Genomic DNA, 18,463 nt, shown 5'->3' on the forward strand with positions numbered 1-18,463 from the left:
TAAGGGAGAAATGGCCTATTAAATTTTTTTATCTTAAAATGAAAGCGCTTTATACAAAGGAGGTAAGGTGGCTTACAAATTATCAGAGAGTTGTTTTCCTTAAATCAAGTTGTAACCAAGTCAGACTTGGGCTCGAGCAGTAGCTGACTGCCTTTCTAAAAACTAGGAGTATATTATGAATCGATACCTTTTTGAAAAAGGGCAAACATTTAGCATTCGAAAGTTGACTGTAGGTGTGGCCTCTGTCATCGTGGGACTGGCGTTTTTTGCTTCTGGAACCGTGCGTGCAGACGAAACGTCTCCTATCACGACATCCAATTTAGATCAGCAAATTAAACAAGTAGCAGATATAGAAGAGACCAAGGCTGAATCAGTCAAAGAAGAAGGCCGTGTAGAAGCTGAAAAACAAGAAACACCTGCTGCCGATACCAACAGTGCTGACTTGCTCCCTGAAGACATTCAGGACCGTGCCTATCCCGACACACCTGTCAAAGAATTCGATACGACTACTATCGTTGACCAGAAAGCTAGTCCAAAAGTAGAAACTAAGAGCATTCTAAAGGACAAGGAAGAAGCGCCAAAAGAAGCTGAAAACGAAAACCGTGCCATCATTAACGGTGGACAAGACCTCAAACACATCAACTACGAGGGACAACCTGCTACTGCTGCCACTATGGTTTACAGCACTTACAATGCAGGAGAGCAACGCTACCTCGTTTCAGGATCTGGTATCTTTGTTGCACCTAATTTGATCCTTACCGTTGCTCATAACTTCCTAGAAGCCAATAAAGAAACTGGCGAAGGTCACATTCGTGGTGGAAAATCTGCCCAGTTCTACTATAACGTTGGTTCAAACAGCGAAAAGAAAAACTCACTTCCATCTTCTGGGACTACGGTTCTATTTAGAGAAAAGGACATCCATTTCTGGAACAAGAAGGAGTTTGGAAAAGGCTATAAGAATGACCTTGCTCTGGTAGAAGCTCCTATTCCTCTTCCGATTGCTAGTCCAAACAAAGCAGCAACCTTTGCACCTTTAGCGGAGCACAAGACGCATCAGCTGGGAGAAGCCATCAGTACGATTGGCTACCCAACTGACTCGAGCTCAAAAGAGTTGAAACAACCTATCCTAGCCGGTCAGCTTTACAAGGCAGATGGAACTATCCGATCTGTTGAGTCCTATGATGATAAGGGAACGACCGGTATCACCTACCAAACCACTTCTGTATCTGGTTTGTCTGGTGGTGGGATTGTCGATAGCCAAGGAAAAGTTCTCGGTGTTCACCAACACGGAACCGTTGACAATGGTGTTCCTGAAAAGGATCGCTTTGGTGGCGGACTCGTCCTTTCACCTGAACAACTGAAATGGGTTAAGGACATGATTGCCAAATATGGTGTGAAAGGCTGGTACCAAGGAGATAACGGAAATCGTTACTACTTTACCGATGAAGGACGTATGCTTCGGAATGAGAAAGCTGTTATCGGAAGCAACGAATATTCCTTCAACCAAGATGGGATTGCTACCTTGACCAAGGGAGTTGAATACGGTCGTGTGGTTATTCAACACGAAGACGAAGAAGGAAATCCTGTCAAAGATAATGATACCTTTATCGAACAGACAGCTGTTGATTCGCCATTTGACTACAATTTCAAAAAAGAAATCGAGAAGACGGACTTCTATCAGAAGAAGAAAGACAAATACGAAATTGTATCCATTGATGGCGTAGCAGTCAATAAACAGCTAAAAGATGCATGGACTGAAGAGCACAATGTTGTCAGCAAAGCGCCTGCCGGTACCCGTGTCATCAAGGTAGTCTATAAAGTCAACAAAGGCTCTTTCAAAGTTTACTACCGTCAAAAAGGAACAAGTACTGAACTAGCTGAGGCGACAGTTGATAACAATGACGGCCAAGAGTATGATGTTTCCTTTGTCAACACCTTCCATGCAAAAGACATTGCTGGCTACCGTCCAGTAAAAGCTAGTTTGGAAGCAAGGATCCAGCAAAAAGGAGTGAATGAGGTCGTCTTTGAATACGAGCCAGTCGCTGATACGGCTAATCCAACAACTCCGACTCCACCAGTCGCTCATCCAGAAGATAAAGAAACTGAGATTGGCAACCATGGACCTCTTCCAAGCAAGGCTCAACTTGATTACCACAAGGAAGAATTGGCAGCCTTCATCCACTACGGAATGAACACTTATACCAATTCTGAATGGGGAAATGGAAAAGAAGACCCCCGATACTTCAATCCAACCAACTTGGATACTGACCAGTGGATTCGTACTCTGAAGGAAACTGGCTTCAAACGAACCATTATGGTTGTTAAACACCACGACGGTTTCGTTGCTTACCCTTCTAAGTATACGGATCATACTGTAGCTGCTAGCCCATGGAAAGATGGAAAGGGTGACCTTCTCGAAGAAGTTTCCAAGTCTGCTAGCAAGTATGACATGAACATGGGTGTTTACTTGTCACCATGGGATGCCAACCATCCAAAATACCATGTCGCAACCGAAAAGGAATACAACCAATACTATCTCAACCAACTGAAAGAAATCCTTGGAAATCCGAAATACGGTAACAAAGGGAAATTTATCGAGGTTTGGATGGACGGTGCGCGTGGTAGCGGTGCTCAAAAAGTAACCTATACCTTTGATGAATGGTTCAAATACATCAAAGAAGCCGAAGGAGATATTGCTATCTTCTCTGCTCAACCGACAAGCGTTCGCTGGATCGGAAATGAACGGGGAATCGCAGGTGACCCTGTCTGGCATAAAGTCAAGAGAGCCAACATCACAGATGATGTAAAAAATGAATACCTCAACCACGGCGACCCAGATGGTGATATGTACTCTGTAGGAGAAGCCGATGTTTCGATCCGTTCTGGCTGGTTCTACCATGACAATCAACAGCCGAAATCACTCAAAGAGCTGATGGATATCTACTTCAAGTCTGTTGGCCGTGGAACCCCACTCCTTCTCAATATTCCACCAAATAAAGAAGGAAAATTTGCAGATGCGGATGTGGCTCGCCTGAAGGAATTCAAAGCAACTCTAGACCAAATGTATGCGACTGACTTTGCCAAAGGGGCCACTGTAACAGCAAGTTCTACTCGTCAAAACCATCTCTACAAGGAAAGCCACCTCACTGACGGTAAAGATGACACCAGCTGGGCGCTCTCAAATGATGCCACAACCGGTAGTTTCACAGTCGATTTAGGACAAAAGAGACGCTTTGACGTTGTCGAACTCAAAGAAGACATCGCCAAAGGTCAACGTATCTCTGGTTTCAAGATTGAAGTCGAAATCAACGGACGCTGGGTTCCATATGGGGAAGGTTCAACCGTGGGCTACCGCCGTTTGATTCAAGGACAACCTGTAGAAGCACAAAAAATCCGTGTGACCATCACAGGAGCACAAGCAACTCCAATCTTGACCAACTTCTCAGTCTACAAGACACCAAGCAGCATTGAAAAGACAGATGGCTACCCTCTTGGACTCGAGTATCATTCAAATACAACCGCTGACAAGGCTGGTACAACTTGGTACAATGAATCTGAAGGTGTTCGTGGCACTTCTATGTGGACCAATCAAAAAGATGCCAAAGTAAGCTATACCTTCACAGGAACCAAGGCCTATGTCGTCTCTACAGTCGACCCAGGTCATGGAGAAATGTCCGTCTACGTTGATGGCCAAAAAGTTGCGGATGTGCAAACTAAGAACAGCAGCCGTAAACGCAGCCAAAAAGTCTTTGAGACAGGTGATTTAGCACCTGGCCAACATACCATTACCCTTGTTAATAAAACAGGTGAACCAATTGCTACAGAAGGGATCTACACCCTAAACAATGATAGTAAAGGGATGTTTGAACTTGAGTCTACCAACTACGAAGTCGAAAAAGGAAAACCAGTCACTGTTAAGATTAAACGTGTTGGTGGAAGCAAGGGGGCTGCTACTGTTCGCTTCATCACGGAACCTGGAACTGGGGTTCACGGTAAAGTTTACCAAGATACAACTCAAGATGTGACCTTTAAAGATGGAGAAACAGAAAAGACTGTGACCATCCCAACGATTGACTTTACAGAACAAGCCGACTCTATCTTTGACTTCAAAGCCAAGCTCACTTCTGTTTCTGATGGTGCCTTGCTCGGTTTTGCTACCGATGCAACCATCCAAGTGATGAAAGCTGAATTGCTGATCAAGGATCAAACAAGTTATGATGACCAAGCTAGTCAGTTGGATTACAGTCCTGGCTGGCACCATGAAACCAATTCCGCAGATAAATACCAAAAGACGGAGTCTTGGGCTTCCTTTGGTCGCTTAACTGATGAGCAAAAGAAAAAGACAACTGTCACAGCCTACTTCTACGGTACTGGACTTGATATCAAGGGCTATGTTGATCCAAATCATGGTATCTACAAAGTCTTTCTAGATGGCAAAGAAGTTCCTTACCAAGATGGAATGGGAAATGCTTCAACCATTGACGGTAAGAAATACTTTAGCGGTCACGCTGCCCAACGCCAAGGTAATCAAACTCTGGTTAGCCTAAAAGGTCTGGACGAAAACTTGCACGCAGTCACCCTTCAACTCGATCCTGAACGAAACGATTTGTCTCGAAATATCGGTATCCAGGTAGACCAATTCATCACTCGTGGCGAAGGTAGTGAACTCTACAGCAAGGCAGATATCATCCAGTCTATCTCAAAATGGAAAGATGATCTGTCAAACTTTGATCCAGCAGGTTTGAAAAATACGGCTACTGCACGTCAAGCTTTCCAAGCAAATCTAGAAAAATTGAGAAACCAACTCAGTGCTGATGCAGTCGATGTTCAGGATGTCATGTTGACAGTCAGCGCCCTACAAGATATCCTATCCAAGGATGAGAACTATCAAAGAGGTCAAGAGGAGCCTAGTCCAGAGCAACCGGAACAGCCTGAAGAACCTTCTAAACCTGCTCAACCAGCTGAACCAAAACAACCGGAAATTGAGTATGATAAGGCTATGGACAGCTTGACAAAAGCTATCGAGAAAAAAGTCGCTGAGCTTGGATCCAACAAGGAAGCTAAAAAGAAATTATTAGAAATTGCTGACCAAGCCATTGCTGCCATCCAAGAAGCTAAAACTCAGGAAGCAGTCAATCAAGCGCTAGAAACTGCTCTCGAACAAATCAGCAAGCTCGAAGCAGCTCAGCCTGAAAAACCTGCTGAACCGGAAAAACCAGTTCAGCCTGATCAACCAGCTGAACCAAAACAACCGGAAATTGAGTATGATAAGGCTATGGACAGCTTGACAAAAGCTATCGAGAAAAAAGTCGCTGAACTTGGATCCAACAAGGAAGCTAAGAAGAAATTATTAGAAATTGCTGACCAAGCCATTGCTGCAATCCAAGAAGCTAAAACTCAGGAAGCAGTCAATCAAGCGCTAGAAACTGCTCTCGAACAAATCAGCAAGCTCGAAGCAGCTCAGCCTGAGAAACCTGCTGAACCTGAAAAACCAGTTCAGCCTGAAAATCCGACTCAACCTGAGAATCCAGTTCAACCTGAAAAACCTACTCAACCGGAAACTCCGGCTCAGCCTGAAAAGCCAGCGCAACCGGAAAAACCTACTCAACCGGAAACTCCGGCTCAGCCTGAAAAGCCAGCTCAGCCTGAAAAACCAGTTCAGCCTGAAAAACCAGTTCAACCGGAAACGCCAGCGCAACCGGAAAAACCTGCTCAACCTGAGAATCCTGCTCAACCTGAGAATCCTGCTCAACCGGAAAAACCTGCTCAACCTGAGAATCCTGCTCAACCTGAGAATCCTGCTCAACCGGAAAAACCTGCTCAGCCTGAAAATCCGACTCAACCGGAAACTCCAGCGCAACCTGAGAAACCAATTACTTCTTCAAGTCCTGAGGAAGGGGTTAAAGACCTTGTCTTTACACTTCCAAGCTTGGAAATCGTCAATAAGGTCGTACCGTTCAAGACGATTCGTCGCGAAAACCCACAATTAGACAAAGGAAAAGAGCAAGTTCTATCAGAAGGAAAAGACAGTCTCTTAGTCGAGTATGTTGAAGTGGACGGTGACAATCGCAAGATTCTCCAAACAGAAGCAACTCCAGCTCAAGATCGAGTGATTGAGGTAGGTAGCAAACAAAGCTCAGTTGGAACAGAAGCGCCACCAGTTGTGACTCTTCCTGAGTATGTTCTACCAAGAGAGACTGAAAAACCTGCGCCAGCCGTAACAGATAATTCATCAGCAAAAGATGAAAAAGCTCCTGTTACAGCTACAATCAAAGAAGACAAGGAAAGACTACTCCCTGCAACTGGGGAACAAGAAGCAACTGCCTTCCTCTTCTTGGCAGCCATTACTTCTATCTTGTCTCTCCTCATTTTCCAAAAGAATTTCAAAGACTAATAACCCTCTTTGATTGATTCTTTCTAATGACTCAGTTCCCCCGTTGAGAAGACCATTTGGTCTTCTCTTTTTCTATCTGTAAAATTAAAAAACATCCACAAATGTACATGGATGTTTTGGTATGACTCTATAAAGTAAGATGATCATTGAAGATAGCTGTTCTCAAATCCAACCACGTTTTCAAATAAACGCTCATCTAAAAAAGAGTGGCCCTTGTCTTATCTCATCAGAACTACCATCATAAGTTTCTGCAAAAACTCCACAGATAAAAGATGGTGTTTCGAATTCCTATACCATGAGATTTTCTGACGTTCACAAGCCATCTTTCCTAAATCAAACTTCCCTCTTCCACACCTAGTCACTGACTACTATTTTTGAGTCCAGCGTATGCATAGGTTCGATTTCTGGGACACTCTTTTTCCGTCACCACCCTAAAATAAAAGCGATGCTCCCGCCCATCCTTGGCATTTTCCTTGTTTAAGACAAAGTAGTTCTTCTGATTCATCGCCATGGTGCGTAGGATATCATCGATCAAAAAAGTCAAGGGCACATTCATAGCAGAGTATTTTTGAAAATCCTCTTCAAAACGAATATAGGCTTCTGAAAAATAATCCATCTGCAGTTTGTTTTCATACAACTCTTTTCTAGTCATACACTCCCTCCTCCAACAGTCGAATTTCGAGGACATCTTCTACCTCTACCAGCCTATAGCCCTCATTGGTCCTAATAGATAGAGTTTGAGGTGATAATTCGCTTACCTCACCAATGATCGTGGTTTTATGCCTTCTTTCCTTGACTACAAAGCATCCCTTCAGTTGCCCGACATAAAGCTGTGAAAGCAAGAGCAACTTCTCAACGGGATTCAAACTCGTCGAGAAAGCAACCCGATTTTTCTCTTCACCGAGTGAACTAGTATGCTCTGAGAGGAAAAAGCCCATCCACTTCTGCATCCCTGAATCTTGATAGTCACGCGCAGATGGAAAGGGTAAATAAGAACGATCAATCATTTTAGTCCATCTAATCCTCCAGCAGAATGCCCCCCAATCAGCTTGCTTCTAGCAAGACTCCTAGAGGCTTCTTCCAGTGCGTTGGCCTTTAAGAGGGAGGTAAAACCAAATTGTTCCCGAATGGAGTCAATGGCCGTCTGGAGCCTTTCTTCTTTTTCTAACTTGTCAACATCATCAAAGAGGGAGATCAATCCAAAGGACTCGTCCACAAATCCTGAATAGTTGACTCCGACACTTCTGACTGCTCCAGAAGTGTATTTATTATGAAATAGCTTCAAAACATAATCCGTTAAGACAGCTGTATTATTGGTCGGTTCGACCTTCATTTGTGTGTGAATAGACGGCCTGACCTCCTGCTTAGAGAAACCAACATAGATAGAGACAAGGGTTGTTTTCTTACCCGTCCTTCTCAGCCTAATAGCCACCTGCTCTGCCATTTCTCGGAGAATAATTTCAATATCCCGTAGCTTCACGTAGTCTCTCGGCAAGATTTGAGAATTCCCCAACCCTTGGGACTTGGCTTTATAGGGCTTATGAACATTGCTCTCATCAATCCCGTTAGCATGAAACCACAAACGCAGGCCAGCCTGACCCAGATCCTTCTGTAGCTGGTCTGGATTACTGGTGGCCAATTCTCTGATGGAAAAAATCCCCAGAGCATGCAAGCGTTTCTCCATCCGCCTGCCAATCCCCCAAAAGTCCGTCATCTTGGGAATGGCCCAGACCTTCTCTTCCACATCCTTGTAAGACCAGTTGGCCCTCATGGTCGGGGTGTGTTTGGCCTCATTATCCAGAGCCAACTTGGCCAGTAAGGGATTGGCATTGGACATACCCACTGTAGAGTAGATCCCTGTCTGCCTCCAAATATCCCTCTGGATGCGAGCAGAAAGCATATCTAGCTTGTCTTTGCGAGAGAGACTCTTGTCTGGGATGAAATAGTTGAGCGAACTAGTCAGATCAATAAAGCCCTCATCGATAGAGTAGGGATAAATATCATCTGGGCTGCCATAATTTTGAAAGATTCGCTGGATTTCCATATTGACCGCGATGTACTCATCCATCCTAGGTGGCACAATCAAAGTCACTTGAGCCCAATCTTCGATGTAGCGAACATAGTCTGAGTCAGTAGGCAAGCCTTGCTTTCGAGCATTGTAATAGGAAAATTTGCGCGTTTTGATATCAAAAGGTAGATCATAGGCCCGGCCAACATTGGACTTACCAAAAATCTTCTTAAACATGGGAGAGGAAGCTAGGATAAGGCCGGTAGAATTATCCGCGCGACTCATGACACAAAGCGAGGTCTTCAGCGGATGCAAGCCCCTTTTCACACACTCGACACTGGCATAAAAGGATTTCATGTCGACAAAGGCAATATCACTTTTGGGCTCTCTGGAATAATCAAAGTAGCCCATAGGCTAACCCTCCATCGGCACAAAGTTCCCAACGATAATCCCCACAATCCGAGGATCTTCCTCATAGGAGATGAAAATGTCCTTGTATTTAGGATTGATAGAAACCAGACGCAAACCATCTTCCTCCCGATAGACCCGTTTAATATAGGTCTGGTTGTTACAAACTACTGCATAAACCGCCCCATCATAGTCAAATCCTGTTTCCCTAATCAGAGCCACTGAACCATTTTGATATTTAGGTTCCATAGAGTCCCCAGATACCCAAGATGCAAAATCATGGGCCAACTCCTCGTTAAAGTAGACCGTATCAAAATTCTGATCATCATAGACCGAAGCCCCGATCCCTGCTGACATACGTTCATAGACACGGTACTCGTAGAGGCGCTCTGGCATGGTCGCCACCTTCTGAGTTTGTTCTTCTTGAGCCAGATTGCGAGCATAGAGCACAACCTGGTCCTTCCCTTGCTTGGAGAGGCTATTGTAGAGACGAACAATCTCGATCTGAGTGAAATATCCCTTTGCCACCTTTAAAATATTTTCTAGCTGGGTAACCTTCTCCTTGGATGGTTCCTTAATTCCACGTTCCCAAGCCGAGTAAGCCTGAAAACTAATCCCTAATTCCTCTGCAATTCCCTTCTGTGTCAATTTTAACTCTTTTCTCCGAGCCTTGAGTTTTTCTGGTTGGTACATGATTCACCCCCTAGTGTGATGCTTTATTGAGAATATCTCTCTTAGAAAAACAAATCGACGGTTGAGCTTACATCTCTAAAACTCAACCAATCTGGTTTAGTTTTATTATATAAAAAAAGTGGACGATTGTCCACTGGGAAAATCAAATTTTAACAGACACAACTGAAAATTATGAACAAAAAACTGGACTAGATCTAGCAACTCCTATTCTAATTTTTGCAACAGCTTTACAACTTGACGATTTTCAATCTTCACATAGTATACACCACTATCACTGACAAGTTTATCCTCTTTATATTTAGCAATTTTGACAGCATAAAGACCGCGTGGTAGGGGTTGGTTGGCAAAAAATTCCTTCATGAGCGCTTCAAGCTCTTTAAGATAGTCATCATACAAGAGATCTCTTTTTTCTTTTGGAACGAAATATTGAAATTCAAATGTTGGTATAAAAATCTCTTTTTGGAAAAGATATTGAGCATCCATTGGATACATTCCTTGCAGAGCTTGGCCCTTGCTTTGATTTTCCTCTAATATTTCATTATAAAGATAGATATTATCAGATTGGTTATTAAATTCAAAATCAATACCTTGATACTTCAAATCAGGAAGTTTAGGATCTTTGATTGAACTGTCCAGTGTTTTTAAAAATTCGCTGGTGCCTGGACTAACTTCAATCCCTAAATAGGCTAATTCTGGGAAAACATTATAAATTTTTTTACCATTTTTGTAATCAACCTCTGCATCTGTCTTTCCATATGTTTCACTTTTCGAAAAGCGAGTATAGTATTTAAATCGAGTTTTAACCTGATAGGTTTTCCCAGCTATATTTTCACTATAGGTACCATGGATTATAAATCCTCCCACACTTGTATAGTTTTTATCGTATTTTTCTAACTCAAACTGTCCTGTAAGACCGTAATTTTGATAAGAACGATGCACAGCTTGCTCAATCTCAGTTCGACTTGCATGGGCAAACAGCCCCCACATATCCATTAGAGAAAAAATCGGACTGAACACTGTGAAGATTACCATTGGAATCACTATGGATAAGCAACCTATTAATAGCCAATTTCTTTTCTTGGCCTTTCCTTCAGATTTTTTAGCAGTTTTCTGTTTCCTTTTTAAGGTTAGAATGAGCAAAACCAAAAGCACTAATACTAATAAAACCAAGCTACAATCTCCTTTTACTTTGGACAGTTGTTAACAGGTAGATAGGAGACTGACAGAAATACTCGTCTCACCTGCTAACTTATCCTGAAATCCATAAACTCGTCTGAAACGAGGAACAATCCTTATCCCATTATACCACATGGGCAATGCCGTGAGAAGATGAGAAAAACAAAAAACACCCCATGGTGTGAACCATGAAGTGTTGTAAATGCTGCATTGTAACAGAAACTTGCCTACAACTAAAAGTGAATAAACAAGCTCCTTACAAGCTATTTCAATGGTGATACATAATCATCTGGAAGTTTACCTCTCCAGTCAATCCATTTCTGTTCAGCAAGCGGAATTAATCTTTCAAGCTCTTCCTGAGTAAATAATTCCCAACTCTTAGGATTAGCTATTAAAGGAGTTAAGCCTTTTAATATAAATTGTTTCTCACGAGCTTTTCTCTCTTCTTCTGTCGGTGGCCAACGATCGGTCTGAAGTTTACTTAATATTTCTAACTGCGTTCTCTCTCCACGTTCTAATAAGGCAAATAACTCATTTGGTAATTCATAAACCACACGCTGAGGGGCAATTCCTCCCTCCTCAGTAACGTAATAAAGATGATTACCATCTCTCCATATATGCTGACCATAACCTTTTACTTCTTCGAACTGGATAACATCTTCCCATTGTAGTCTTGTTGGTTTCATTTATACATTCCTTACTTAAGTGGTGATACATAATCATCTGGAAGTTTACCTTCAGATTCAATCCACTGTTTCTCAGCAATTGGAATCAATTCTTTAAGTTCTTCCTTAGAAAACAATTTCCTATTTTTAGGGACATCTATCAAAGAAGCTGGATATTTACTTATAAATTTTCTCCTAGACTCTTTTCTCTCTTCTTCTGTTGGTGGCCAAGAATCGTTTTGAACCTTCCAAGATACTTCATGTAACGTTCTTTCCCCACTCTCTAGTAAGGTAAATAATTCTTGTGGTAATTCATAGACAACTAACCAAGAAGCTACGGTTCCCTCTTCTGAAACTAAATAATACTTGTTATCATTTCTCCAGATGGATTTTCCGTAACCTTTTACTTCTTCAAACTGGATAACATCTTCCCAGCCTAGTTTTGTTGGTTTCATTTCAAACCTCTTTTACTTAAGTGGTGATACATAATCGTCTGGAAGTTCACCCATTGATTCTATCCATTGTTGTTCGGCTTTGGGAATAAGTATTTCAAGTTCTTTCTTACTAAAAAGCAACTGATTTTTACGGTTGGAAATCAGCACAATTGGTTTTTCTCTAGCTCTATTTTTTCTTATTTCATTCTTTTCTTCTTCCGTTAGAGGCCAGCAATCATTCTCCGCTTTAAAATCAATTTCACTTGCCGTCCTCCTGCCTAATAAATATTCGTTAAAATCAGAAGGATTAATCTCAAAGATACGACGAACTGAAGCTACTCCAAACTCTCCAAAAGTATAGTATTTCCCTTCATGTGTTCGAAAATCATATCCTTTTGGTGATTCAATCTTTTCAAAGGTATCAAACTCTTCCCATGTTATTTTAGTTAAACTCATTTTAATCGCCTCCTAATTTTCTAATTGTAAATTCTCCCCATGGAACTTCGTCAATGACTGCTTCTGGCATATTTCCTGGGAAGGTTTGTCCTCCTGGTTTCCAAAATCCTTCAAAAGCAGACTTTTCATTTCCACTTGGAATTCTTGGGTTTTGAACTGAAACAACAACGGATTTATACGAATCATTAATGCTCTTTTTCAAACCATAAAGTGTATAGCGGACTGATTTTCTCAAATAATTCCTTTTCGTATTGATATCTATTTTCTTGTACTTTCTCAACTAATTGACTAACTTTCTCAAATTCATTATTTTTAATCAATTTGTCAATTAAATCTACATCCTTTTCATCAATCTTTTGCGAGGAAATATTCTTAATGATTATCTTTAAAATTTGATAAGTCACCTCATCATCTAATTCAGAAATCTCGGATGTTATTTTTCCTCTCTCGGTAAAAACTAGATTATATCTTCCATTTCTATCCTCTATTATAGAAATTCCCTCTGGAAAGTAGGGAGGTTGTTCAGAAAAATGAATTCCAAATTCACCTAATTTTATGTTGCCAATTTTTGAAACTTCGGATTCCATTTTGTTTTTTAATTTTATAGGAATCATGATAGCACTCGCTGTCGTAAAGACATTCCCAACCTCATGATACAACTTGTCATTTCCCATAAGCGTATCTCTGATAGAAGCTTTCTAATACATCTTAATCCTCTATCATTAGCGGAAAAATATCTTCCCCCCTGTACATTTTATCTTCCATTTCTTTCCACTCTAAAACCAATTTATAAAGCTCATTTGTAGGAATAAAGCATGGTTCACCAAGACTTTCATCATCCATTTGATAGTATAATTCTGTTTCCTCCTTACCTATATCAATATTCAGTATATTACCGCCAAATTCAGATGCTTCTTTTTGACCAGTAACAACCGCTTCTAATTCTTTATAAATATGAGTGTAAAAATTATGGACTTCAGAATTTAAAAAACTTGATAGAGATTGACAACTAGAGCTATCGAATTTTACTAGCAAAAATTTCTGACTATTGTTATTTACTTTTACAATATAGTTTCGTTTCATTTATGCGCACCTTTAAAATTTTTTTATTTTTTGTGGATAAGCAGTAATAATTTTCCCCTCAGAATTTAAAATCATTTCAATGTTTATTCCATTTCGACTTGTTCCTAAATAACGACTACCGTCCATCAATTCCATATTTGAATATGCCTCATTAATAACATCCACAACCTCCTGAGGGCTCATATGGTCAGGGAAAAAGGTGGAGTTGCCTCCATTTCCTTTTTTAGGAAGGAACTATTTGTTATTCTGTGGTATCATCCCAGAGGGGGGATGGATAATATGGAGGATGCCCAGTTTGAATTTCAAGTCTATTTAACTGAACAAAGGTTTCCATTTTTTTGATAAAAAAATGCTTTGCCTCCTCATAGTTCTCAAATTCCCATGATTTCCCCATAATATAGGAACGATCATCTCTACTATTAACTATAAATTTATTATTTTTATAATATAGGTGGATAGCCCAAGGCAGATTACAATCCTCATCAAATAGTACATAATATAGATTCTCATATCCATATTCATGTATAGTTTTATCTAAGTCGGCTACTAAATTCTGTATGTTAATTTCTGACATAATTACTTAATTTCCCTCACTAAACCTAAATCTTCATAAAAACTAAGAGATGAACCAAATTGAATCTGGGTTCCCCCTCCCTGACCAAATACTTTGGCGATTTTTCCTTTACGAATATTCACCAATTCCTCTATGTCAAGGCCACGATATTCAAGAGATAACCTGATCTTCTCTTTTACAATGTCTGGGGCTTCTTTAAATGCTTGTAAAATATTCTCTTTAGTTAAATCTTTTACAATCTCATACTGATGGTAGACTTGATGACCTTCAGGATAGGGCAGCCCTCGTGTATTAAACGGTAATATCTCTCCGTTATCAACTGGACTGGTGAAACGTCCACCATTTGATCCAAAACGGTCAATCACTTGTCCAGCTTTTAAATTAGCCGGCTCTGTAATCGGTTTACCAGCGCTATCTACAACAAAACCATCTGTTCCTTTTGGTGGCCATTTGATTTTACCCTGTGCATTCACAAAGTCTCTGGAACGAACAGGAATTTGTTTCCCCTCAAAGACATCTGCTGAAAGATAAGCACGTTTCCCATTTGGCATTGTTATCCGCTCTGGGAAGTATTTCCCTTGCTGTGCGTACTCTTTGCGAAGGTAGTTATCAAACTTCGAACTCTCCCTCGCAAGTCTACTTTCTTCTATATTTTTCAGGATTTGTTCGCGGTTATACTTCGGTGCTTCGACATCTACTTTCACCTTATTAAGACTAAACTTGCTGGCTGCTGAGGAGGCCGCATAGCCTCCTACGATATTCCCGATAAAGTTTGCGGTTTGGGCATCTTCTTCACTTCCACCTACAAGCTTGGTCCCATGATAGGCAACCGGCTGTATAGGCACCGGCTTCCCCTATCGCAAACTGGGTCAAGCCCTTGACAACGCTCTGAGTCTGCCATCAAGGCGATATCTGTCTCCAGCAAGGTCGCATAGGTCTTCACCAGCTGGTGGAGTTCATTGAATTGTTTTTGATATAGGGCCAATCCTTCTCCCATTATACCACAAAAAGAGAGCGCTTCCGCTCTCTTTTTTACTCTGGCAATTCTACCTTTAAGCTCATACCAGTGGGTTGTAACACTTTCTGAACAGCAGCGAGAAAGGCCAATCCTATCTTTAGTTACACGTCCTACAGAAGAACCTTTAATATTTTCTTCATCATTCTCTCGACCTTCTATAGGCTATTATAGCATAAGAAAGGAAGGTTAGGTCAGAAACTGTAACCTTTTGGAGAATAGCTAGTAGAGAGGAGGTACAAAAGAAAACCACCTGAATATCAATTCAAATGGTTTGCAAAACTACTAGTGCACACTAGTCTTTCGCTCCTTCAGCAACCAAATCATAAGGGAAATACGGGACACCTTCCAATTCCTTGTAATCCAAGCCCTTGATTTTGCAGAGAGCGCCTGATTCAAAGGACCAATAGCCATAATAACTTTTATTGTTTGTTTTATGCAAATCATGCCATCCCGTATCTTTGCTCCCTTGATACCATTTCTTAGTCAAATATTCTTTCAGCAGTTTGAGTGCCTGTTCAGCATTCTCTTCTTCAATAATTTTCCTAGTAAAGCCATAGGGTCTTGGAAAATTATAGTTTATCCGAATCTTCCAATCTGGATGATGATATTGAATCAAGTAATCAATCAAATAATCTTCTGGATCATCTTTCTTGACCAAATCCACCAACTCATCAAAAGTCTCTTCATCTATATCTAACATAATTCCAATTGAAAGAGCCCAAACCATTTGTTCGTAACCAGAGTTACTATGCCACGATAGCTTCATATTTTTTATATATTTAATATACTCGCTCTTAAATTTTTCAAGAGAATAACCAGCTGTATAAGTAGCAATCATAATTTCTTTTTGATATCTAAAAATCGATGATCTTATATTAGAGATTACTACCTTATTATCTAACGAAAATTTTTGAATTCCTTCTTTCTCATCTTGTTCAATTTCTTGAATTCTTTCTTCAGAATCCTGAATAGCTTTTTGAAATATATTTATAAGTCCATCTATATTATTTTTATTTGAAAATGTATCTCTTAATTCCATTTATATTCTCCTACGGCCATAAAGCGCCTTCTTTTACTCTCGCAATCTCTGAACCTGATTTCAGAACCCCATTCTTATCGTACAAGAGGGCAGAGTCTTCTACAATACTCGTCGCAAAGTTTCCTTGGCCAATCCCATCTTTAGTTACACACTCTACAGAAGAACCTTTAATATTTTCTTCATCATTCCCTCGACTTTCTATAGGCTATTATAGCATAAGAGAGGAAGGTTAGGTCAGAAACTGTAACCTTTTGGAGAATAGCTAGTAGAGAGGAGGTACAAAAGAAAACCACCTGAATATCAATTCAAGTGGTTTGCAAAACTACTAGTGCACACTAGTCTTTCGCTCCTTCAACAACCAAATCATAAGGGAAATACGGGACACCTTCCAATTCCTTGTAATCCAAGCCCTTGATTTTGCAGAGAGCGCCAGATTCAAAGGACCAATAGCCATAATAATTATCAATATTCCGCTTATGCAAATCATACCAGCCTTCATCTCTGCTTCCCTGATACCATTTTTTCTCCAGATATTCTTTCAGAAGAGCTACGGCATTTTCAGAATTTTCTTCCTCGATGATCTTTCGAGTAAAGCCATAGGGTCTTGGAAAATTATAGTTTATCCGAATCTTCCAATCTGGATGACGAGACTGGATTAGATAATCAATCAAATAGTCCTCTGGATCATCCTTTTTGACTAAATCCACCAATTTATCAAAAGTCACTCCGTCAATCTCTAAAAGAATCCCAATGGAAAGGGCCCAGATCATTTCATCATATCCCGAATTACTAAACCAAACAGGGAGAAGGCTATCAACAAATTTAAGGTACTCTTCTTTGAATTTCTCAATAGAGTAGCCTGCAGTGTAGGTGGCTACTAGCAATTCCTCAGTTAATACTTTAATTGTCCCCTTTGTATTTGCAATAACTTCGTCATTTGTTAGCTTGTATCTTTGAACTCCTTCTTCCGTATCCTTAATTAAATTATTAATTTTTTGCCACTTTTCATTAATTGCTTTTCTATTAAAGTCAATCAATTTTTGTACGCGTTCTTTTGTTGTTATTTTATCTCTAAAAACCATTTTTCCCTCCTAAATCAAGGCCATACGGGGCCTTTAACAACTTTAATAACCTGACCAGCTGAATCTATTACTTCTTGAGCGTGGTAGGTAGAAATCTCACCCGAAGAACCTACCTTACTGATGACAAATTCCACATCTCCACTTTCAAGAGCGTCCATTAAATCCATTTTAGTTGCTCTATCTAAGTCATTCAGCCTATTTTCAATCCATTTTCTAGACATCTGAGGCCCTGTACGGGTTATTTGATTAATTTCCGAACTTCCCCACTTGGTTTCATTAATAACATATGACGGTGGTGGAGTTTGGTTTTTATAGATCCCATCAATCCCCTTGACAATTGGATCATCGATTCCACTTGGTGCCGGTCTACCAATACTCTCAAGCGTGTATGTATTCCCGTTAGCACCTACATTTTCTCTCACTATCCGCATATTATCATCAGCCAGTATCTCTCCAGCATTTGACTTTATTAAATTGGAAATCCTTCAATTCTTGTAAAGTAATTTCACGATTCTTACTCTTTTAAACATTGGACTGATATTTTTTGAATTCTGTGTTATTCATCAAAAATTAGAAGCCTAAATATTCTTTTACAGGTTTTTTACAAAGAAACTTGAAGTGAGGATACAACTCAAAATAGTTTGCTAGTCCATCATCAAAGGCAGGCTGAATCAACATTTTGATATTACTTTTAATAGAAGCCACTAAACTTTCTGAGGTTATCTTCTCTAGATTATAGCTATCTAGGTCCTGATAAACAAATCTACCACCAAAGTCTTCCAAACCTTGTTTATATAGAGGTAATTTCCCATCATAAATGCCTTTGATCAAAAAGCCGTAATTGATATAGAAAGAGTTCTCAAAGTTAGATTTTTGAAAGCCAATAAATACCTTTAAATCAGTATTTTCAAATGTATAATATTTATTTTCATAAGCAAAATCTTTTGATTTCAAAGTTTCGCCAACAATCTTTTTAAATTCTGTTTTGTTCATTTGTAGGCAGAATCTAAATATTCTTTTACTGTCAAAGGAAGTCTTCGTTTTAAGTGAGAATACATTTCCAAATAGTCATCAATCCCTTTCTCAAAGGCTGGTTTAATGAACTTCTCTGTATTCTCTAAAATACTCTCTGAAAGACTTTCCTTCGTCAGATCAGACAGTTTATAATCTCCAATCATTTTGTCGTTATCATTGTAAACAAAGCGACCTCCAAAATCTCCAAAGCCATGACTCAACTTCTCTAATTTTTCATGAAGCTTTTTTATAAAAAATCCGTAATTGATATAGAAAGAGTTCTCAAAGTTAGATTTTTGAAAAGCAACAAAGACAATCAAGTCTTCATTTTCAAAATAATATTGCTTATTTTTATATAGAAAACCTTCTTGTTTTAAAACTTCACCTACATTTTTTTTGAATTCTGTATTATTCATTTT

21 protein-coding genes and 1 pseudogene are annotated in these 18,463 nt (G+C 39.9%); 1 reads left to right on the forward strand and 21 read right to left on the reverse strand.

Annotated elements, in window-relative coordinates; translation table 11 throughout:
- The first annotated feature begins 175 nt into the window (after positions 1–175).
- The gene (locus B7723_RS01535) at positions 176–6,394 is read left to right on the forward strand and encodes an alpha-L-fucosidase (protein WP_084848950.1); all 6,219 of its coding nucleotides are present in this window, start codon (positions 176–178) and stop codon (positions 6,392–6,394) included.
- A gap of 358 nt (positions 6,395–6,752) precedes the next feature.
- Here the strand turns inward: B7723_RS01535 and B7723_RS01545 are convergent, their stop codons facing one another.
- From B7723_RS01545 to B7723_RS01640, 21 genes and pseudogenes are all read right to left on the reverse strand, one after another.
- On the reverse strand, positions 6,753–7,046 hold the full coding sequence (locus tag B7723_RS01545) for a DUF5960 family protein (RefSeq protein WP_061418039.1): 294 nt from the start codon (positions 7,044–7,046) through the stop codon (positions 6,753–6,755).
- Positions 7,039–7,401, reverse strand: a complete 363-nt coding sequence (locus B7723_RS01550) for a hypothetical protein (RefSeq protein ID WP_084848951.1) — start codon at positions 7,399–7,401, stop codon at positions 7,039–7,041. Before B7723_RS01550 ends, B7723_RS01545 begins: the two co-directional genes overlap by 8 nt.
- Complete coding sequence (locus B7723_RS01555; RefSeq protein ID WP_084848952.1) at positions 7,398–8,813, reverse strand: Y-family DNA polymerase; 1,416 nt, start codon at positions 8,811–8,813, stop codon at positions 7,398–7,400. The genes B7723_RS01550 and B7723_RS01555 overlap by 4 nt, the downstream gene beginning before the upstream one ends.
- Positions 8,814–8,816: 3 nt before the next feature.
- Positions 8,817–9,503: a LexA family transcriptional regulator gene (locus tag B7723_RS01560; RefSeq protein WP_084848953.1), complete on the reverse strand. Its 687-nt coding sequence runs from the start codon at positions 9,501–9,503 to the stop codon at positions 8,817–8,819.
- A gap of 204 nt (positions 9,504–9,707) precedes the next feature.
- Positions 9,708–10,673 (reverse strand): hypothetical protein, encoded by a 966-nt coding sequence (locus B7723_RS01565; RefSeq protein ID WP_084848954.1) that lies wholly within the window; start codon positions 10,671–10,673, stop codon positions 9,708–9,710.
- Between the two features lie 269 nt (positions 10,674–10,942).
- Positions 10,943–11,365: a hypothetical protein gene (locus B7723_RS01570; RefSeq protein WP_084848955.1), complete on the reverse strand. Its 423-nt coding sequence runs from the start codon at positions 11,363–11,365 to the stop codon at positions 10,943–10,945.
- An 11-nt stretch (positions 11,366–11,376) separates the two neighbouring features.
- Positions 11,377–11,799: a hypothetical protein gene (locus tag B7723_RS01575; protein WP_084848956.1), complete on the reverse strand. Its 423-nt coding sequence runs from the start codon at positions 11,797–11,799 to the stop codon at positions 11,377–11,379.
- 12 nt (positions 11,800–11,811) lie between these two features.
- Positions 11,812–12,234 carry a hypothetical protein gene (locus tag B7723_RS01580; protein ID WP_084848957.1) on the reverse strand — a complete coding sequence of 141 codons (423 nt, stop codon included), beginning with the start codon at positions 12,232–12,234 and terminating at the stop codon, positions 11,812–11,814.
- 1 nt (position 12,235) lies between these two features.
- A complete protein-coding gene (locus B7723_RS01585; RefSeq protein WP_239831232.1) occupies positions 12,236–12,436 on the reverse strand; it encodes a hypothetical protein in 201 nt (66 codons plus the stop codon).
- Positions 12,420–12,845, reverse strand: a complete 426-nt coding sequence (locus B7723_RS01590) for an Imm63 family immunity protein (RefSeq protein WP_084848972.1) — start codon at positions 12,843–12,845, stop codon at positions 12,420–12,422. Before B7723_RS01590 ends, B7723_RS01585 begins: the two co-directional genes overlap by 17 nt.
- A 97-nt stretch (positions 12,846–12,942) precedes the next feature.
- Positions 12,943–13,317 carry a hypothetical protein gene (locus B7723_RS01595; protein WP_084848958.1) on the reverse strand — a complete coding sequence of 125 codons (375 nt, stop codon included), beginning with the start codon at positions 13,315–13,317 and terminating at the stop codon, positions 12,943–12,945.
- A gap of 12 nt (positions 13,318–13,329) precedes the next feature.
- Complete coding sequence (locus B7723_RS01600) at positions 13,330–13,482, reverse strand: EndoU domain-containing protein (protein ID WP_239827344.1); 153 nt, start codon at positions 13,480–13,482, stop codon at positions 13,330–13,332.
- A gap of 76 nt (positions 13,483–13,558) precedes the next feature.
- On the reverse strand, positions 13,559–13,891 hold the full coding sequence (locus tag B7723_RS01605) for an Imm59 family immunity protein (protein WP_084848960.1): 333 nt from the start codon (positions 13,889–13,891) through the stop codon (positions 13,559–13,561).
- Positions 13,892–13,893: 2 nt separating this feature from the next.
- On the reverse strand, positions 13,894–14,736 hold the full coding sequence (locus B7723_RS01610; RefSeq protein WP_239827343.1) for a TNT domain-containing protein: 843 nt from the start codon (positions 14,734–14,736) through the stop codon (positions 13,894–13,896).
- Positions 14,694–14,876, reverse strand: a complete 183-nt coding sequence (locus B7723_RS10605) for a hypothetical protein (protein ID WP_239827342.1) — start codon at positions 14,874–14,876, stop codon at positions 14,694–14,696. The genes B7723_RS01610 and B7723_RS10605 overlap by 43 nt, the downstream gene beginning before the upstream one ends.
- A gap of 47 nt (positions 14,877–14,923) precedes the next feature.
- Positions 14,924–15,001 (reverse strand): annotated as a pseudogene (locus B7723_RS10800) (DUF6572 domain-containing protein); the annotation flags it as partial.
- 200 nt (positions 15,002–15,201) lie between these two features.
- Entirely contained in the window at positions 15,202–15,948 is a 747-nt protein-coding gene (locus B7723_RS01620; protein WP_084848961.1) for a PoNe immunity protein domain-containing protein, read from the reverse strand.
- 335 nt (positions 15,949–16,283) lie between these two features.
- Positions 16,284–17,030 (reverse strand): PoNe immunity protein domain-containing protein, encoded by a 747-nt coding sequence (locus tag B7723_RS01625; RefSeq protein ID WP_084848962.1) that lies wholly within the window; start codon positions 17,028–17,030, stop codon positions 16,284–16,286.
- A 14-nt stretch (positions 17,031–17,044) separates the two neighbouring features.
- A complete protein-coding gene (locus tag B7723_RS01630) occupies positions 17,045–17,461 on the reverse strand; it encodes a hypothetical protein (RefSeq protein ID WP_084848963.1) in 417 nt (138 codons plus the stop codon).
- Between the two features lie 139 nt (positions 17,462–17,600).
- A complete protein-coding gene (locus tag B7723_RS01635) occupies positions 17,601–18,023 on the reverse strand; it encodes a DUF4304 domain-containing protein (protein WP_084848964.1) in 423 nt (140 codons plus the stop codon).
- A complete protein-coding gene (locus tag B7723_RS01640; protein ID WP_084848965.1) occupies positions 18,020–18,460 on the reverse strand; it encodes a DUF4304 domain-containing protein in 441 nt (146 codons plus the stop codon). The genes B7723_RS01635 and B7723_RS01640 overlap by 4 nt, the downstream gene beginning before the upstream one ends.
- Positions 18,461–18,463 lie beyond the last annotated feature (3 nt).

The organism is Streptococcus oralis subsp. oralis (assembly GCF_002096435.1).
GTDB classification, from domain to species: Bacteria; Bacillota; Bacilli; order Lactobacillales; family Streptococcaceae; genus Streptococcus; species Streptococcus oralis_AA.

What these genes read in the sequence shown, in the direction of transcription:
- B7723_RS01630 (WP_084848963.1), bottom strand. Translation starts at nt 17,461, where the DNA reads ATGCGGATAGTGAGAGAAAATGTAGGTGCTAACGGGAATACATACACG.
- B7723_RS01605 (WP_084848960.1), bottom strand. Translation starts at nt 13,891, where the DNA reads ATGTCAGAAATTAACATACAGAATTTAGTAGCCGACTTAGATAAAACT.
- B7723_RS01640 (WP_084848965.1), bottom strand. Translation starts at nt 18,460, where the DNA reads ATGAATAATACAGAATTCAAAAAAAATGTAGGTGAAGTTTTAAAACAA.
- B7723_RS01555 (WP_084848952.1), bottom strand. Translation starts at nt 8,813, where the DNA reads ATGGGCTACTTTGATTATTCCAGAGAGCCCAAAAGTGATATTGCCTTT.
- B7723_RS01545 (WP_061418039.1), bottom strand. Translation starts at nt 7,046, where the DNA reads ATGACTAGAAAAGAGTTGTATGAAAACAAACTGCAGATGGATTATTTT.
- B7723_RS01625 (WP_084848962.1), bottom strand. Translation starts at nt 17,030, where the DNA reads ATGGTTTTTAGAGATAAAATAACAACAAAAGAACGCGTACAAAAATTG.
- B7723_RS01560 (WP_084848953.1), bottom strand. Translation starts at nt 9,503, where the DNA reads ATGTACCAACCAGAAAAACTCAAGGCTCGGAGAAAAGAGTTAAAATTG.
- B7723_RS01550 (WP_084848951.1), bottom strand. Translation starts at nt 7,401, where the DNA reads ATGATTGATCGTTCTTATTTACCCTTTCCATCTGCGCGTGACTATCAA.
- B7723_RS01620 (WP_084848961.1), bottom strand. Translation starts at nt 15,948, where the DNA reads ATGGAATTAAGAGATACATTTTCAAATAAAAATAATATAGATGGACTT.
- B7723_RS01535 (WP_084848950.1), top strand. Translation starts at nt 176, where the DNA reads ATGAATCGATACCTTTTTGAAAAAGGGCAAACATTTAGCATTCGAAAG.
- B7723_RS01635 (WP_084848964.1), bottom strand. Translation starts at nt 18,023, where the DNA reads ATGAACAAAACAGAATTTAAAAAGATTGTTGGCGAAACTTTGAAATCA.
- B7723_RS01580 (WP_084848957.1), bottom strand. Translation starts at nt 12,234, where the DNA reads ATGAGTTTAACTAAAATAACATGGGAAGAGTTTGATACCTTTGAAAAG.
- B7723_RS01575 (WP_084848956.1), bottom strand. Translation starts at nt 11,799, where the DNA reads ATGAAACCAACAAAACTAGGCTGGGAAGATGTTATCCAGTTTGAAGAA.
- B7723_RS01595 (WP_084848958.1), bottom strand. Translation starts at nt 13,317, where the DNA reads ATGAAACGAAACTATATTGTAAAAGTAAATAACAATAGTCAGAAATTT.
- B7723_RS01570 (WP_084848955.1), bottom strand. Translation starts at nt 11,365, where the DNA reads ATGAAACCAACAAGACTACAATGGGAAGATGTTATCCAGTTCGAAGAA.